The following is a 16,371-nucleotide window of genomic DNA, read 5'->3' as shown; positions in this document are numbered from 1 at the left end:
GCTCGTGAAGAAATTGCCCTATCAATAAAGATAGGGTTTCCGTTCGGGGACGGATCGGCCCGATGCTCCGGGTAAGGGTCAATATTTCTTCCCTTCCTACCAAGACGAAGTCTGGACGAACTGGCCTATCCAAGATGATAGGTGATGCAGAAATGCCACATCCATCTCCCGCAGGCGGCAGCTAGTTTTTTTGTGAGGCAGTGCCATTGGCTCCGCAGCCTATGATCTTCGCCAGTCAAAAGTCGAAATATAAATAGGGGAGACGATGCGGTGATTTTCCGAACAACTCTGCTTGGCGCGTCCACGATGGCGCTGGCCTTTACCATGGCCGCCCCTGCGCTGGCGCAGGAAGCACCGGCCCAGCCGGCTGCTGCGGAGGCCGTAGGCGGCCTCGAGGACATCGTCGTTACCGCCCGTAAGCGGCAGGAGAGCGTTCAGAGCGTTCCTGTCGCCGTCACCGCGATCAGCGGCGACCTCGTGCTCAAGCGCGACATCACCAGCATCGAAAAGATCGCAGCCGCGACGCCGAACCTGAACGTCGGTCGCGCGTCGAACGGCTCGGGCGCGCAGCTCACGCTGCGCGGCATCGGTTCGTCCTCGACCTCGATCGGTATCGAACAGTCGGTCGCCGTCGTCGTCGACGGCGCCTATTACGGCCAGGGCCGCATCATTCAGGAGGGCTTCTTCGATCTCCAGCGGATCGAAGTGCTCAAGGGGCCGCAGGCGCTGTTCTTCGGCAAGAACGCCACCGCTGGCGTGATCAGCCTTGCGACCAACGATCCGGGATCGGAGCGCGAGTTCATTGCGCGCGCCGGTTACGAGTTCCGTTCGCGCCAATATCAGGGCGAGTTCATCGGCTCGGGCCCGCTGACCGATACGCTCGGCCTGCGCGTCGCGGTCCGCGCATCGACCATGGATGGCGGCTATTATCGCAACGTCTCGGTCAATCGGACCTACACCACGCTCGACATCCAGAACCTGTTGACGGGCGGCAACGGCAACCCGATCGGTCACCTCGCGACGCCGGCGGCAAGCCGCGCGCCGGGCGAGGACGAAATCCTGGGCCGCGTCACGCTGAAATATGAGCCGACCGACCGCCTTACGATGACGCTCAAGGCCAGCTACGACCGCAACAGCGTCAACAACAGCTCGTGGAACTATGTCGCATTCCGCTGCGGCCTCGGTTCGGGCATCAGCCAGCTCAGCGGCTATGCCTGCGACAACGACAAGTTCGTGACGCACCAGAACAACATGCCGACCGATATCGCCGCCAACTTCCCCTATGCGAAGAAGGACGGCCAGCTCTACAACCGGTACGAGAGCTATGCGATCAACGGCAATGTGAATTACGAGCTCGACAATATCACGATCAGCTCGGTCACCAACTTCAACCGCAACAACAACCGCTGGACCTGCGCCTGCGACTTCCAGTCGAGCAACAACGCAACCTGGGCGACCGAGAATTCGACCTGGCGGTCCTTCTCGCAGGAAGTCCGCGCGCTCACCAGCTTCGATGCGCCCATCAACCTCATGGTCGGTGCGCTCTATCAGAAGACGCGCCGCAATTTCGGTCAGTGGGTGGCCTTTGCCGGCCTGCGCAACAGCGCAGCTTCGCCCGAAAACCAGTTCGTGGCGACGAGCAAGACCAGCTTCACCAAGGGTGAGACGACCGCGCTGTTCGGTCAGGTTACCTGGAAGATCGTCCCGACCGTCGAACTGGCCGGTGGCGTTCGCTACACGCACGAAACCAAGGACAGCTTCTTCACCCAGCCCTACAACAACCCGGGCGTGACCGCGATCTTCCGCGATCAGAACGATCCCGATGGCCTGGGCGAAGTGACTGCGAACCAGACCTTCAACAACTGGTCGCCCGAAGTCACGCTGACCTGGAAGCCGTCGCGCGAGCTGCTCGTCTACGGCGCCTTCAAGACTGCCTACAAGTCGGGTGGCTTCTCGAATGGCGGCATCAACTCGAAATTCTCGACAAATCCGCTGGCCGATCTGACCTTCGATCCGGAGCGGGCACGGGGCTTCGAGGCAGGCATCAAGTCGACGCTTGCCGACAACCAGCTGCGCCTGAACCTGACCGCGTTCACCTATAAGTATCTCGATCTGCAGGTGGACTTCTTCAACTCGCCGATCTTTGCGTTCCAGACGCTGACCGCCGATGCGAAGACTCGCGGTATCGAAGCCGAGTTCGAATATGCCCCCCGCGCGGTTGCCGGTCTGAACGTGCATGGCTCGCTGAACTACACCAAGGCGACCTACACGAAGTTCCCGCTGGCTCCCTGCTATGCGGGCCAGACCCCGGCGCAGGGCTGCACGGCGATCAGCGCGATCGACTCCCGTCAGAACCTGAATGGTGCTCCGCTCTCGGTCGCACCGCGCTGGACCGGCAATTTCGGCGTCGCCTATGACACCGATCTGAGCAGCACGCTCAAGCTCGGCACCAACGTCGACATCCGCTACAGCGGCAGCTACCTCGCTTCGGGCTTCAACAACCCGCTGTCGCGCCAGAGCAAGTACGCCACGCTCGATGCGGGTATCCGCGTCAGCGCCTGGGACGACAACTGGCAGGTCGCCCTCATCGGCAAGAACCTGACCAACCGTCTCTATGTCAACGGCGTGGTCGACGGTCCGTCGACCGGTGGTGGTACCGGCACGGCGGCGGGTATCCCGGCCGACCAGCTGGGCTTCGCCAACCTGCCGCGCACGGTTCAGATCCAGCTGACCAAGCGCTTCTGATCTCGATTACGGACAAAAAAGCTCCCGGTCGCCAGCGCGGCCGGGAGCTTTTCTTTTGTCTGGCTGTCGTCAGTCGGTCGCGGCGGTGACCGCGATCTCCAGCGCGTAGAGCGGCGAGGCCAGCTTCACTTCCATCGTCGTGCGCGTGGGCGCGCACCCCGGCACGATCCAGCGATCCCACACGGCATTGAGGTCCGGCAGGATCGCTAGGTCCGACAGGAAGATCGACGCCGTGAGCAGGCGACTGCGGTCGCTGCCCGCCTCCTGCAACAGGCCGTCTATTCGCGAGAGCACCTCCTCGACCTGATCGGGAACAGGCCCGCCCCGATGGTCGATCGCGACCTGACCCGACAGATAGACCACATGGTTATGAACCACGGCGCCGCTCATGCGCGGGTTGGCGGCTATGCGATTTATGTCGGCCATCGGGGCGTGCTCCTCAGAAGGAATAACGGAGCGTAGCCCCGTACATCCGCGGTTCGTTGTACATGCGCTGGTTGACGCCAAGACTGGAATTGATCAGCGACGCGCCGCCGATCTTGAAGGTCGTGTTCGTCAAATTGGTGACGTACAGGCCCAGATCGAAGCTGCTGCCGAAAATCTCCCGCCAGTCGACGTTCAGGTCGATCGTCTGCGTCGCCCGCTCGCGGCTTTCTCCGTCGAAGACATTGGTGCCGTTGGGCAGGGTGATGAATGGAACGAGGCCGAGGATGATCGAGCTCTTATAGGCCCAGTTCATCGAGCCCGAGATCTTGCCGAGCGATTCATCGACCGGCAGCGTCCATTGCGCGTTCACGTTCAGCTTGTGGCGGGGCGTGAACGGAAAGATGCGCCCCGACTGGCGGGTCGGCGCGTTGGTTGCCGGGTCGCGCCGCGAATAGTCGAGGAAGGCGCCATATTTGGCCGAGGTGTAGGCGTAGGACATCAGCACGCTGAAGTCGCGCGTCGGCGCCACGGTCACGTCGATTTCCGCGCCCTTGATCTTGGCCGAGGCGGCGTTGACCAGCGCGCTGACATTGGCGGTGCCGACGCCGAAGGTCTGGTTGATCTGCGCATCCTTCAGCCATTGATAATAGGCAGCGATGTTGGTGCGCAGGCTCCACTCACCCAGCCGGAAATCCGATTTCAAACCCAGCTCGACATCGCGCAACGTCTCCGGCTGATAGCGGAAGAGCGAGATCGCATCGGGGATCGGGGGAGTCGCGAGCAGTGCCGGCGCCGCGAGCGGGTTGGTGCCGCCAGCCCGGTAACTCTGGCGATGGGAAATATAGACCATCGTGCCCGGCGAGAGCTTATAGTCGAAGCCGACCGTATAGGCATCACTGTTCGCCTTGGCGACGAAGTCGGCCCGGCAGGGGTCGGCCTGCGCCGGATTGGCGACCGTCGTTCCGGTTGCCCCGGTGACGCAGCGTCCGTTGGTGACCTGATAGAGCGTCAGCGCCCGCCGATCGTGCGTCCAGCGATAGCCGGCGTTGAGGGTCAGCCCTTCGAGCGAGCCACCGAAACCATAGCTGAGATTGGCGAAGATCGCGCGCGAGGTGTCGTCGATATACTGGTTCGTGTCGGTTGAAGATCCGAACACGGAGGTCTGGTGCTGATAGTTTGCATTGGGGGTGTCGAGATCGGCGCCGAACAAACCCACGATATATTTGAGCCGGTCGTCGAACGCCTGACCCTGCAGCTGCAGTTCCTCGCTGATCTGCCGGATGTTGAGGCCCCATGGCGAACCGGGATCGCGCGCGTTGCAGGTGGCGGGTGTCGAACAGGTGTCGAAATGCAGGATCGTCAGCGGCGATCCGTCGAAGTCGAAGCGGTTGACCTGCTTGAAGCGGCGATAGCCGAAGATGTTCTTGAGGATCAGGCCATCGGCGATGTCATAGCTGGTGATGTTCGACACGCCCATGGAGCGCTTCTTGTCGATGCCGTCGACATTGCTGAAGGTCGTGTGCGGGCCGGCGGCATTCTGGCGGGCGAGCGCCTGTGAAACCGCGCCTTGGAAGAGCGTCGGGATCAGCGCGGCGGGGTTCACCGCCGCCAGGATGTTCGAGCTGCCATTGGTGGTCGACCGGAAGATGTCCGCCACGAGGATGTTCGAGAGGCGGTCGGTCGGATCCCAGCCGATCGAGATGCGGCCGCTGACGAAATCGCGGTCATCCTGGCGCTTGCCCGTCGTCGCGTTGCGGGTGAAGCCGTCGCGCTTGAGGCCCTTGCCTGCGACGCGGACGCGCAGCGTATCGCTGATCGGCAGGTTGAGCGCGCCTTCGATGCCGCGGTTTTCGTAATTGCCATATTCGGCCATCACATAGCCGCCCAGTTCGGTTCCCGGCTGGCGCGGCTCGAACAGCACGGCGCCACCGGTCGAGTTGCGCCCGAACAAAGTGCCCTGCGGGCCTTTCAGAACCTGGACATTCTGCAGGTCGTAATAATAGCCGGGGCCGCCGCCGTCGCCGATCGGCAGCGGGACCTGTGCGAAATAGGCGGGGACCGTGACCTGCTGGCCCGAGATCGAGGCACCCGATCCGGACTGGCCGCGGATCACATAATTCTCCTCGTCGCGGCTGCTCTGCGCGGAGGTGAGGGCGGGGACGATCTTCGACAGGTCGGTCGCGTTCTGGATGCGCTGCTTTTCGAGGATTTCTCCGGTGAAGGCCTGCACCGCGATCGGAATGTCCTGCAGCGCTTCCTCGCGGCGGCGTGCCGTGACGACGATGTCGGCAATCTGGCTTTCATTCACGGCGGGCGTCGTCGAGGACGGCCCGGATTGCTGGGCGAGCGCGGCGCTGCCCGGCACAAGGTGCAAAGCGGCGATGCCGCACATCAGCATGTGCTGCCTGTTCATTTCCCTCTCCTTTTCGTGCGCGTCATTTTATCTTTGTCGGGGTGCGCAGACCCCCGTCACTCGTTCAGGCGCGGTGCGATCAGCCCTCCGTCGATCGGCACGGCGGCGCCGGAAATATAGGATGCGTCGTCCGAGAGCAGGAAGGCGATCGCCTTGCCGAACTCCTCCAGCCGGCCAACCCGGTCGAAATGCGACATCTTGTCGAGAAAGGCCTGGCGTTCGGGCGTGCGGCTGGGGTGGGGCGGGTTGCCCAGCACCACGGCGTTCACATTAACCCCGAAGCGGGCGACCTCCTTTGACACCGAGCTCACCAGAGCGTGCAGCGCCAGCTTGCCCGAGGCATAGGCGCTGCCCGATTCCTGGCCGAGCACGGCGGAGATCGAGCTTACGCACACGACCTTGCCATAGCCGCGCGTGACCATCCCCGGCAGCAGCGCATGGAACAGCATCGCCTGGGTGAAGAAGTTCATCTCGAAGATCGCGCGGAAATGGGCGAAGTCGGATTTCGCGAACTCTGCCCAGGGCGTCATCGGCGGCCCGCCGCCGGCATTGTTCGCGAGCAGATCCACCTTGCCATGGGCGGCATTGGCCGCGCCGACGAACGCCTCGATGAACGCCGGATCCATGACGCTGCCGACATGCGTCGTCACCTTGACGCCATGGCCGCGCAGCTGTTCGGCCGTTTCGTTCAGCCGGGCCTCGTCGACATCGTTGAGCGCGAGTTCGGCGCCACCGCGGGCCAGTTGCTCGGCGGTCGCTGCGCCGATGCCGCGACCAGCGCCCGTGACCAGCGCGACCTTGCCCGCGAAGCGGCTCACGCGCCCTTCCTTGCGCGCGGGTCGGAGAACATCGGGTTGGCGGCGTTGTTCGTCCAGATCTGATGCTTCACGAAGCGCCAGTCGCCGGTCGCCTTGCTGAAGCTGAACAGATAGGTGCCCTCGTGCAGCCCATGCTGCCACTCGTCATTTTCCTGTCCGACGAGAGCCATCTGATAATGGCACAGCGCCCATGCGGACTGGTTGTCGTCCGACACGCGCACGACCTGAGTGCCGATCAGATGGCGGATTTCGAGCCCGACGATCTTCGTCAGGTCGCGCGGCGGGGCGACGACGCCTTCGCGGCGGGGCAGGGCAGGCTTGGCATGAAGACCGATGAGGTTGTCGCGACCCTTCACCGTCTCGTCGAGCGTACCCTTCATGACGCGCTCGATATTCTCGTCATAGAGGCGCTCGAGCACATCCCAGCCGCGGCTGTCGCAGGCGAAGGCATATTCGTTGATCATCTCCTGGATCCGCATCTTGTCGGTCAGATACTGGACCTTGTCCTCCAGGGTGGTGCGTTCGCGCTCGATGGCGGGGGCCAGTTCGCGCCAGCAGGCATAAGCGTCATACAGCATGCGTCATTCTCCTCGTGGGTCGGGGCAGCGGGCGGCGGCGATCAGATCGGCCCGCCGCTTCCGCCCGCGACGTTGATCAGTTCGCCATTGATGAAGGCGCCGTCCTCGCTGCACAGGAAGGCAGCGGTTCCCGCAATCTCCTCGGGCTTGCCGAGCCGGCCGACCAGCGACAGTTTCGACATGAAGGCGATCTCCTGTTCGGAGCGGTTCCGCTTCATCAGCGGCGTAAGAATGGGCCCTGGAGCGATCACATTGGCGCGGATGCCCTGCGCGGCATGATCGATCGCGAGCGATTTGGTCAGCGAGATGACCCCGCCCTTGGCCGCGACATAAGCGGGGTTGCGGCCCATGCCGGAAACGCCCGCGCCGGAGGCGATGTTGACGATCGAGCCGCCGCCGTCCTGCGCGATGCGCGGGATCGCCGCCTTGCACATCAGGAAGGTGGAGGTGAGATTGAGGCGGACCCAGAAGTCCCACTCGTCCTCGTCAAACTCGACGACGGTCTTGCCGGGGCGGCTTCCTCCGACGATGTTGATGAGCAGGTTCAGACCGCCGAAGCGTTCGACGGCGAGCGCTACCGCTGCGGTAGCATCGGCAAGGCTGGTGGCGTCGGAGCGCTGGGTCACGATGTTGGTGCGGCCCTCGGCCGTTTCGGCGAGACCGGCTTCGTCAATGTCGGTAGCGATGACCTTGGCGCCGCGCTCGGCGAAGAGCCGGGCAGTCGCCTGCCCGATGCCTGCACCAGCGCCCGTGACCAGCGCAACCTTACCGTCCAACTGCATATCCCCTCCCTGTCGGAGGGGCAGGCCGCATCGCGCGCTGGGACGATTCGTCCCGCGATGCTTGTTCCCCTCCACGCCATGACGACTCTTTATTGGTTAAATTGGCTATCTATTATAAAATAGGCTGGCAAGGCCTTAAGCTCTGCGTTGCCGAACGGAGATCGCGACCCCGCCGATCAGGAGCGCCGCCGCCGCGACGAGGAAGGCGTTGTGGATGCCGATCGCCGCCCGAAGCGGGGTCATGATCAGCGGATTGATGAAGTCGGCGATGTAGAGGACGGTGAACTCCAGGCCGACGGCGCGCGCGCGGATCTCGGGCGGTACGCGATTGAGCAATATGCCGCCGATATGGGGCGGTATCATGCCGCCGCCGCCGCCCGACAGCACCGCGCCCAGCGTCAGCAGCGCGACGCTGCTCGAAAAGCCGATGATGGCAAGACCCGTCGCCATCATCAGCACCAGCATGACCTGCACGCCCCGTTCGCCGAACCAGGCGTAGAAGCGCCCGTAGCAGCCGCCGAAAACGCCTCCCGCGAGAACGCCCGAGGCGATCACCACCGATCGCACCAGCGGACTGTCGAAGCCATCCTCGGCGAGCAGGAAGGAAAGCTGGATCGAGGTCATGAAATAGCCGACGAACAGGAACATGGCTAGCGCGTAGACCGGCCACAAGGCGACCAGCGGGCGCAGCGATGCCCGTTCCTCGCGCGGGGCCGTCCGTCCCACCCCCCGCGGCAGGCCGGTGACCGCCAGGGTCAGGACGACGAAGGCGATCATGTAGAGGAGGAAGGGCGTGCGCCAGCCGCCCGCCTCGGCCAGCAGGCCCGACATCAGCAGCCCGCTGACCGCGAAGACGCCCGCGACGGCACTCTGATAGCCGAGCAGGCGCGCACGGGCGACGCCCTCGAACCAGCTGCCGACGATTACGCCGATCGCCGTGCCGATCTGCGCCACGCACAGGCCCAGCAGGAAACGCGCGACGAGGAGATAGGGCAGGCTGTCGATGAAATAGCCGCTGACGCCCAGGACCCCATATCCCGACAGCGCCGCGATCATCACCGGGCGCGGCCCCCAGCGCTCGACCGAGAGGCCGCCCAATATGCCGCCCAGAATCACGCCGATGGCCGGCATGGTCAGGATCATCTGCGCGGCGAAGGCGCCTTGGTTCCGGCCGCCGAAATGCTCGGCGATGGTCGGCAGGACCGGGCCGAGGGCGGCGAACATCAGCGCCATGAGCGGCGCGCCGCCCAGCAGCGTGACCCGAGCGACGCCACCGCGCCAGCCCGGCGGAATCCCTACGAAGGCGAGGCGTTCCTCTGCCAGCATATCCTCTCTCCTCGTCTATCATTATTGTTATCTTAGATAGGTAAGAAGGCTGGCATATTTCGCCGGTGCTGTGAAGCGTTGCGATGCGAAGGCTCAGACGGCTAATTTGGTTGTGAGCTTGACCTCTTCGAGCACCGCATAGGTGCGCGTCTCGCGGACGCCGGGCATGGCGGTCAGGATGTCGCCGAGAAAGGTCCGGTAGGCGGACATGTTCGAGACTCGCACCTTGAGCAGATAGTCGAACCCGCCCGCGACCATGTGGCATTCCATCACCTGGGGAACGCGGCGGACATGTTCGGAAAAGGCCCGGAAGACGTCGTCGGTCGTGCGATCGAGCATCACTTCGATGAAGATCATCAGCGCCTGGTCGAGCTGTTCGGGGTCGAGCAGCGCTGTATAGCCCGTGATCACGCCGCGCTCACGCAGCCTCTTCACGCGGTCGAAGCACGCGGCGGGGGACATGCCGCAGAGCTGGGCCAGCGCCTGGTTCGTGATTCGACCGTCTTCCTGCAGGACCCGCAGCAACCGGCGGTCGGTTTCGTCGATCTGAACAAGCTTCGGATCAGGAGCGGCCATTTTCAAATCTCTTCGCTGCAGACGGTCGTAATATGAAGCACATTCGGCGATCCGGAGAATATCATAGAGATATGTCGGCAAACAGTGCCGATCTGCGAGGATCGAATGGCCAATCAGCTTTCCAAATGGGATATTATCGACGGCGGCAAATATCAGGACGAGGCCGAGGTCGTCCGCTCGCTGCTCGATCGGCAGCCTTTCGATCCCGGACAGCGGGCCGCCGTGGTGGCCGAGGCGGTCGCGCTCGTCGAGGGCGCGCGCTCGGCGACCAAGAAGCAGGGCGTCGTCGAAAGCTTCCTGCAGCAATTCTCGCTCGGCACGCGCGAAGGCCTGGCCTTGATGTGCCTCGCCGAGGCACTGTTGCGCACGCCCGATGCCGACACGCGCGACCGGTTGATCGCGGAGAAGATCGGGGCGGCCGACTGGGCGAGCCATCTCGGCAAGTCCGACAGCCTGTTCGTCAATGCCTCGACCTGGGGACTGATGCTGACCGGGCGCCTCGTCGACGTCGACGAGGAGGCCAGGCGCGACCTGGGCGGCTTTCTGAAGCGCATCACGGCGCGCCTCGGCGAACCGGTGATCCGCCAGGCCGTCGGCGCCGCGGTGCGCATGATGGGTGAGCAGTTCGTCCTCGGCCGCACGATCGGTGATGCGCTGTTGCGGGCCTCGAAGGAGGATTTTCTCTGCTCGTTCGACATGCTGGGCGAAGGTGCCCGGACGGCCGCCGACGCCGAGCGCTATGAGCGCATCTATGCCGATGCCATCGAGGCTGTCGGGCAATCCGCCGCGGGCGCCGGGCCGGAACTGGGCCATGGCGTGTCGGTCAAGCTGTCGGCACTGAGCCCGCGCTACGAGGCGGTGCAGGAGGCCCGTGTCTGGGACGAGCTCTACCCGCGCGTGAAGCGCCTCGCCCTGATCGCGGCGCGCCACGATCTCAACTTCGCGATCGATGCCGAGGAGGCCGACCGGCTCGTCATCTCGTTGAAGATGATCGAGCGGCTGGTGAAAGAGCCGGAACTGGGCAGCTGGCAGGGGCTGGGCGTCGTCGTCCAGGCCTATCAGAAGCGTGGCCTCGCCGTGATCGGCGCCTTGCGGGATCTGGCGGAAAGCAGCGGGCGCCGGATCATGGTGCGCCTGGTGAAGGGCGCCTATTGGGACAGCGAGATCAAGCGTGCGCAGGTCGCTGGGCGGCCCGACTATCCGGTGTTCACCACCAAGGCCGCGACCGACCTGTCCTATCTGGTCTGCGCCCAGGCACTGATCGCTGCGAGCCCTGCGCTTTATCCGCAATTTGCCAGCCACAACGCCCATACGCTGGCCGCCGTCCGCCGTATGGCAGAGCAGGCCGGCGCGGTCATCGAGCATCAGCGCCTTCATGGCATGGGCGAGGCGCTCTATCAGGCCGCGGAACACCGCTATGGCATGCTGCGCCTGCGTGCCTATGCGCCGGTGGGCGGGCATGAGGAACTGCTGCCCTATCTGGTCCGCCGCCTCCTCGAAAATGGAGCCAATACGAGCTTCGTCCACGCCTTGCTCGACGAGCAGGTGCCCGCCGATCTGGTCGTTGCCGACCCGATCGCGGCCGTCGCGGCGCAGCCCGATCGCCACCCCCGCATTCCCGTACCCGCCGACATCTACGGCGCCGGCCGGAGCAACCCGCTGGGCCGCGATTATTCGCTGGTGGAGGCCCGTAACATCGCCGCCCGCATGACGACCCTGACGGCGGGAGAGCGTGAGACTTCCGGCGCGATCGTCGAAGGACGGCTCGTCGCAGCCGCGTCCGAACCCGTTACCAGCCCTGCGGACCGGGGGCGCGTCATCGGCTATGTATCGACGACCACGCCTGCCGATATCGACCGTGCCATCAAGCTGGCGCGCAAGGCCCAGCCGGGCTGGAACCGGCTGGGCGGCACCGGCCGTGCGCCGATCCTGCGGGCTATGGGCGATGCGCTCGAAGCGGAGATGGATGGTCTCATCGCGCTGCTGTCGCTGGAAGCGGGCAAGACCCTCAACGACGGGGTCGCCGAAGTTCGCGAGGCGATCGACTTCTGCCGCTATTATGCCGAACTGGCCGAGCGTCAGTTCGGGGCGCCGACGATCCTGGCCGGCCCGGTCGGGGAAACCAACCAGCTCGAACTGGGCGGGCGCGGTGTGTTCGCCTGCATAAGCCCGTGGAACTTCCCGCTCGCCATCTTCACCGGGCAGATCGCCGCGGCCCTCGCCGCCGGCAATGCGGTGCTCGCCAAGCCGGCCGAGCAGACGCCGCTGATCGCGGCCCGCGCAGTGCGCCTGTTCCACAAGGCGGGGCTCGACCCGGCGCTGCTCGCGCTGTTGCCGGGCGACGGTGCCACGGTCGGCGGCGCGATCGTCAACAATCCGGGCATCGACGGCGTGGCCTTCACCGGCGGGACCGAAACCGCCTGGGCGATCAATCGCCAGCTGGCGGCGCGCAATGGGCCGATCATCCCGTTCATCGCGGAAACGGGCGGCCTCAACGGCATGTTCGTCGACACGACCGCGCTCAAGGAACAGGTGGTGGACGATGTGGTCCTGTCGGCCTTCGGGTCTGCGGGTCAGCGCTGTTCGGCGCTCCGCCTGCTGTTCGTGCCGCACGACAGCGCGGACGAACTGATCGCGACGATCCGGGGCGCGATGGAGGCATTGGTCATCGGCGATCCGTCGTCGCCGGCCACCGATGTCGGGCCGGTCATCGACGCCGAGGCCCGCGCTGCGCTCGAGGCGCATCGCGAGCGGCTATCGCGCGAGGCGGTGATCCTCCACAGCTGCGAGGCGCCGTCCGGCGGCGATTTCTTCGCGCCTTTGATGGCCGAGATTCCGAGCGCGGACTTCCTCGAGCGTGAGGTCTTCGGCCCCATCCTGCATGTCGTCCGCTACGACCCCGCCGATCTGGCGAAGGTCGCCGGACGTCTGGCTTCGCGCGGCTATGGCCTGACCCTGGGCATCCACAGCCGGATCGAGCGCTTCGCTGCCGAAGTCCGCGATCTGGTGCCCGCCGGCAACGTCTATGTGAACCGCTCGATCATCGGCGCGGTGGTCGGGGTGCAGCCTTTCGGTGGCGAAGGTCTGTCGGGTACCGGCCCGAAAGCCGGTGGGCCGCATGCGCTGCTGCGTTATGCGACCGAGCGTGCGCTGTCGGTGAACATCACAGCGCAGGGCGGCGATCCGGCACTGCTCAATCTCTGATCCGAAGCCTGGTTCGCGGCGCGGGCATTGCGCGTCGCGAACATCAGGAAGCGGCCGAGCAGGCTGCATTGGCAACTACCGACGTTACGCATCACGCCACCCCTGTCGAAATCGGCCCTATCGAATCTGCGTGCCCTATTGCATGAGCAGGTGACGGGGCCATGACAGCGACGGATCGGATGCTGCGACGATGCTGACATTGCTGGGCGCCGTGCTGGGGCTGGTCTTCGGCAGCTTCATCGGCGTGATCGTGATCCGATGGCCGCAGGGCCGATCGGTCGTTGCGGGGCGATCGGCCTGCGATCATTGCGGCGCTACGGTACGGGCGCGCGATCTGATTCCGATCGTCAGCTATGTTCTGCTCCGGGGACGTGCGACCTGTTGCGGCGGGCGGATCGATCCGCTCCATATGGTCGCCGAGGCGGGCGGGTTGATGATCGGAACCCTTGCGGTGGTGGCGACCCCGTCGCCGTCGCATGCGCTGTGTGCCGCAGTCATGGGATGGCTCCTGCTGGCACTCGCCTTGCTCGACCTTCGGCATTTCTGGCTGCCCGACCGGCTGGTAGCGGCGCTGGCGGTCGCGGCGATGCTCCCTATCGCCTTCGGCCTGCCGCCCGCCCTGTTCGATCGGTTTGCTGGCGGCGTTGCCGCCTGGCTTGCTTTCATGGCGATACGGTTCCTCTATCGACGCCTGCGCGGGCGCGAGGGGATGGGGGCCGGGGACGCCAAGCTCTTCGGCGCGCTGGGCCTGTGGCTCGGCTGGCGCCTGTTGCCGTTGCTGTTGTTGCTGGCGGCCCTCGGTGGGCTCGTTGTCGCGCTGGCGACCGCGATCGGGCGGGGTGGCATCGATCGATCGAGCCGCCTGCCCTTCGGTCTGTTCCTTGCGCTGGCGTCCTGGCCGCTGGGGTTGCTGTTGCTGTCCGGCGGGCTGGCGCCGGCGAATTGAAGCCGCTGTCGGATTCGCTCGCGGCTCGTGCCGGGAGGCTGATCGATCGGTTGAGGATCGGAAAAAGCACTCTACGATAAAGTGGATAGCAGCTCAGGAGAGCCCGCATGTCCTACGCCCATTCCGCGCGAGCGACCTTCGCCAATATGCTCGGTACGCTGGACCATCTCGTCGGCAGGGCGATCGATGTCGGTATGACAGACGATGTGCTGGCGGAAAAACTGACCGAGGACATGTTTCCGCTCGAATTGCAGTTTCGCATTGCCATCAACCAGGTTCTGCTGGCGTTCAATCAGGTCGGAGGGCAGGAGGTTCCCCTGGAGGAGAGTGCTTACCCGTCCCTCGTCGAGCTTCGCGAACGGATCGCGGCGGTTCGTTCGCTGGTCGACGTGGCCGACCCCGCCGGGTGGGTCGATGCCGGCGCGCCGGTCGATCTGACGCTGCCGAATGGCGTCCGCTTCCTGATGTCCGCAGCGGAGGACATCCAGGACTGGATCATGCCCAATTTCTATTTTCACGTCACGATGGCCTATGCGTTGCTCCGCAAAGCAGGTCTTTCGATCGGGAAGATGGATTATCTGCCCCATATGGAACGCCACAAGGTTTCGGTCGCGCAATAGCGGGTCCCGGTCTAGGCCAAGCGCGCCAGACCATTGCGGCTGCCTGATGATTAGCTGGAGCTCTGAGATGCGTGCCTCAAAGCCGTCTCAAGGCCACCAAGGGTGCAGGGCTTGCGAATGATGGGATCGCTTGCGCTGATGCCTTCCGCATAAGCGCTGATGAAGATGATATCCAGATCGGGATGGCGCTTCTTGGCCTCGCGGGCAAATGTGAAGCCCGTCATACCCGGCATCCGAATGTCCGTCAGCAGCAGGTCCACGGCGGATCGCTGCGTGCTCATCCACGAAAGAGCGGTAAGAGCATCGGAAAATTCGAGTACGAAATGCGACAATTCGCGTAGCATATCTGAAATTACGCTACGCACTAGTTCATCATCGTCGACGCAAACAATTACCATAAGAGAAGCTCACCGAATATTACGCTCTTATGGCAACGATCATGAACTGTTTGCGATCCGGTTTTACAGGCTGTTACGGGATATCGCGTATATCCGGCTATTCGCAGTGAGATATGTACGGGTTCGCTGTACATCATTAAGGAAGGCCACGCGATCGACCATCGTCACGATCGTGTCACTCTCGAATAATTCCGGCCGTCTTGCTCTCTGGGGCCAATGCCCGCCAGTTCACCCAGGCGGTCCCTCTCTGTCTTCGAAGGCATAAGCGCTTCCTGCGGGACGACATCGAAATGCCCGACATAGCCCACATGGTCTGACAGCATCGTACCGTCGGGTTCACGCCCGAACGGCACGGAGACGGCGCGCACCGCAAGGCTGGAGTGGGCACCAGCGAATAGGAATTGCCGATCCTTCCCGCGCCGATAGGTGGCGATGGCATCGTTAATGGTGCCACCCGGGCAGGATGGCGCAGCGGCAACGCAGCGCGACAGCGCATCGGCGAGCGGCCCCGAGGCTCTGAGACTCAGGGCTTCTGCGATCAACGCCTGTCTTTCCGTACTGCGGCCGATGTTGAAGTCGCCCGCCACGATAAGCGGACGGGCCGCGTCCAGCGTTTTGAGGAAGCGGCCGAGTGCCAGCGCCTGGCGGCCATAAGCTGCGTTGGCGCGACCCACCGCAACGCCGGATGCCTTGCGCGCGTTGAGGTGCAGGTTGACGATGGTTACCGGCCCGCTGCCACCGGGCAATTCGACCTGCGCCGCCATCGCCGCCTTGTTCGCAAGGCAGTCGAACCCGGCGCAGGCATCGGCGAACGCCATGCTGCTTACCCGGCCGATCGGGTAGTCGGACAGGATTACGAGCCCGCTGTCGAGCAGCTTGCCGATGCCCTCGCCGCGCATGCGATCTGGATTGTCGGACCTGCTCGTTGTCCTGCTATCCGCGTTGTCTGCCGAGGGGCCGAAGGCAAGGAAGGCATAGCCCGAGGATCGTGCCATCTCCCGCGCATCGTCCGAAAAGACCTCCTGAAGCAGGACGATGTGCGGCTGTCGTCCGGTGGCCCGCAAGGCGCGCAGCCGGTTCGCCATGCGCAGCAGGGATGCTCGGCGGTTGATCCGCGCGGGCCAGGGCAGACCCTCGACATTGTATGTCATGACCGAGAGCGGCGCGGCGATCGGCTGCGACAGGGGATCGAACCCGTCCTTGTCGCCGGCGGCCCCGCGCGCCGCCGCCAGGATCAGTCCGCAGCCCAGCAAGGTTGCGGTGATCCGGCTTCGTCTCGATGTGATCCAGCGCGCGAACATGGCCCGCCTATGGCGATCGCGGGTGGCGTCCTTTTGACAGGTCGATGGCGATTTTCTTTGCGAATGGCGTCAGTTCCAAGACGGCAGGCGCTGGCGGAAAGGGAGGGAACGGAGGATCGCACGAAAATGGACCTAATCCTGCTTGCACAGTGCGAGGCCGCGCGAGACATCGAGCCAAAAGGGGGGGCGCTATGCAACGCAATCTTATCGGTTTTCTAATCGGCTCCGTATCGTTCGG

Annotated in this window: 13 protein-coding genes; 4 read left to right on the top strand and 9 right to left on the bottom strand. The window is 64.3% G+C overall.

The window, feature by feature from the left end; genetic code table 11:
- Positions 1 to 306: 306 nt before the first annotated feature.
- On the top strand, positions 307 to 2,745 hold the full coding sequence (locus G6P88_RS06520; RefSeq protein WP_165324955.1) for a TonB-dependent receptor: 2,439 nt from the start codon (positions 307 to 309) through the stop codon (positions 2,743 to 2,745).
- 69 nt (positions 2,746 to 2,814) lie between these two features.
- Here the strand turns inward: G6P88_RS06520 and G6P88_RS06515 are convergent, their stop codons facing one another.
- The 7 genes from G6P88_RS06515 to G6P88_RS06485 all read right to left on the bottom strand — a co-directional run bounded on the left by G6P88_RS06515 (position 2,815) and on the right by G6P88_RS06485 (position 9,664).
- The gene (locus G6P88_RS06515; protein WP_165322426.1) at positions 2,815 to 3,171 is read right to left on the bottom strand and encodes a RidA family protein; all 357 of its coding nucleotides are present in this window, start codon (positions 3,169 to 3,171) and stop codon (positions 2,815 to 2,817) included.
- A gap of 13 nt (positions 3,172 to 3,184) precedes the next feature.
- Complete coding sequence (locus tag G6P88_RS06510; protein WP_165322425.1) at positions 3,185 to 5,584, bottom strand: TonB-dependent receptor; 2,400 nt, start codon at positions 5,582 to 5,584, stop codon at positions 3,185 to 3,187.
- A 56-nt stretch (positions 5,585 to 5,640) separates the two neighbouring features.
- Complete coding sequence (locus tag G6P88_RS06505) at positions 5,641 to 6,402, bottom strand: SDR family NAD(P)-dependent oxidoreductase (RefSeq protein ID WP_165322424.1); 762 nt, start codon at positions 6,400 to 6,402, stop codon at positions 5,641 to 5,643.
- On the bottom strand, positions 6,399 to 6,980 hold the full coding sequence (locus G6P88_RS06500) for a nuclear transport factor 2 family protein (RefSeq protein ID WP_165322423.1): 582 nt from the start codon (positions 6,978 to 6,980) through the stop codon (positions 6,399 to 6,401). Before G6P88_RS06500 ends, G6P88_RS06505 begins: the two co-directional genes overlap by 4 nt.
- Before the next feature lie 41 nt (positions 6,981 to 7,021).
- Entirely contained in the window at positions 7,022 to 7,762 is a 741-nt protein-coding gene (locus G6P88_RS06495) for an SDR family NAD(P)-dependent oxidoreductase (protein WP_165322422.1), read from the bottom strand.
- 135 nt (positions 7,763 to 7,897) lie between these two features.
- On the bottom strand, positions 7,898 to 9,088 hold the full coding sequence (locus G6P88_RS06490) for an MFS transporter (protein WP_165322421.1): 1,191 nt from the start codon (positions 9,086 to 9,088) through the stop codon (positions 7,898 to 7,900).
- Positions 9,089 to 9,181: 93 nt separating this feature from the next.
- Complete coding sequence (locus G6P88_RS06485; RefSeq protein WP_165322420.1) at positions 9,182 to 9,664, bottom strand: Lrp/AsnC ligand binding domain-containing protein; 483 nt, start codon at positions 9,662 to 9,664, stop codon at positions 9,182 to 9,184.
- Between the two features lie 105 nt (positions 9,665 to 9,769).
- Between G6P88_RS06485 and putA the strand changes: the two genes are divergently transcribed.
- The 3 genes from putA to G6P88_RS06470 all read left to right on the top strand — a co-directional run bounded on the left by putA (position 9,770) and on the right by G6P88_RS06470 (position 14,434).
- Positions 9,770 to 12,868 (top strand): bifunctional proline dehydrogenase/L-glutamate gamma-semialdehyde dehydrogenase PutA, encoded by a 3,099-nt coding sequence (gene putA, locus G6P88_RS06480; RefSeq protein WP_165322419.1) that lies wholly within the window; start codon positions 9,770 to 9,772, stop codon positions 12,866 to 12,868.
- Between the two features lie 190 nt (positions 12,869 to 13,058).
- Positions 13,059 to 13,814: a prepilin peptidase gene (locus tag G6P88_RS06475; RefSeq protein WP_165322418.1), complete on the top strand. Its 756-nt coding sequence runs from the start codon at positions 13,059 to 13,061 to the stop codon at positions 13,812 to 13,814.
- Between the two features lie 107 nt (positions 13,815 to 13,921).
- Positions 13,922 to 14,434, top strand: a complete 513-nt coding sequence (locus tag G6P88_RS06470; protein WP_165322417.1) for a DUF1993 domain-containing protein — start codon at positions 13,922 to 13,924, stop codon at positions 14,432 to 14,434.
- A gap of 50 nt (positions 14,435 to 14,484) precedes the next feature.
- Here G6P88_RS06470 and G6P88_RS06465 read toward each other — a convergent pair whose 3' ends face one another.
- Positions 14,485 to 14,832, bottom strand: a complete 348-nt coding sequence (locus tag G6P88_RS06465; protein ID WP_226946750.1) for a response regulator transcription factor — start codon at positions 14,830 to 14,832, stop codon at positions 14,485 to 14,487.
- Positions 14,833 to 14,996: 164 nt separating this feature from the next.
- The gene (locus G6P88_RS06460) at positions 14,997 to 16,133 is read right to left on the bottom strand and encodes an endonuclease/exonuclease/phosphatase family protein (protein WP_165322415.1); all 1,137 of its coding nucleotides are present in this window, start codon (positions 16,131 to 16,133) and stop codon (positions 14,997 to 14,999) included.
- Positions 16,134 to 16,371: the final 238 nt, after the last annotated feature.

The organism is Rhizorhabdus phycosphaerae (genome assembly GCF_011044255.1).
GTDB lineage: Bacteria > Pseudomonadota > Alphaproteobacteria > Sphingomonadales > Sphingomonadaceae > Rhizorhabdus > Rhizorhabdus phycosphaerae.
The sequence above is the reverse complement of the archived record's forward strand: the minus strand, read 5'-3'. Positions and strand labels throughout refer to the sequence as shown.

Bases quoted from the DNA above. Each gene is read 5' to 3' on its own strand.
- G6P88_RS06470 (WP_165322417.1), top strand. From the start codon at position 13,922: ATGTCCTACGCCCATTCCGCGCGAGCGACCTTCGCCAATATGCTCGGT.
- G6P88_RS06475 (WP_165322418.1), top strand. From the start codon at position 13,059: ATGCTGACATTGCTGGGCGCCGTGCTGGGGCTGGTCTTCGGCAGCTTC.
- G6P88_RS06490 (WP_165322421.1), bottom strand. From the start codon at position 9,088: ATGCTGGCAGAGGAACGCCTCGCCTTCGTAGGGATTCCGCCGGGCTGG.
- G6P88_RS06520 (WP_165324955.1), top strand. From the start codon at position 307: ATGGCGCTGGCCTTTACCATGGCCGCCCCTGCGCTGGCGCAGGAAGCA.
- G6P88_RS06510 (WP_165322425.1), bottom strand. From the start codon at position 5,584: ATGAACAGGCAGCACATGCTGATGTGCGGCATCGCCGCTTTGCACCTT.
- G6P88_RS06465 (WP_226946750.1), bottom strand. From the start codon at position 14,832: ATGGTAATTGTTTGCGTCGACGATGATGAACTAGTGCGTAGCGTAATT.
- G6P88_RS06500 (WP_165322423.1), bottom strand. From the start codon at position 6,980: ATGCTGTATGACGCTTATGCCTGCTGGCGCGAACTGGCCCCCGCCATC.
- putA (WP_165322419.1), top strand. From the start codon at position 9,770: ATGGCCAATCAGCTTTCCAAATGGGATATTATCGACGGCGGCAAATAT.
- G6P88_RS06515 (WP_165322426.1), bottom strand. From the start codon at position 3,171: ATGGCCGACATAAATCGCATAGCCGCCAACCCGCGCATGAGCGGCGCC.
- G6P88_RS06485 (WP_165322420.1), bottom strand. From the start codon at position 9,664: ATGGCCGCTCCTGATCCGAAGCTTGTTCAGATCGACGAAACCGACCGC.
- G6P88_RS06495 (WP_165322422.1), bottom strand. From the start codon at position 7,762: ATGCAGTTGGACGGTAAGGTTGCGCTGGTCACGGGCGCTGGTGCAGGC.
- G6P88_RS06460 (WP_165322415.1), bottom strand. From the start codon at position 16,133: ATGTTCGCGCGCTGGATCACATCGAGACGAAGCCGGATCACCGCAACC.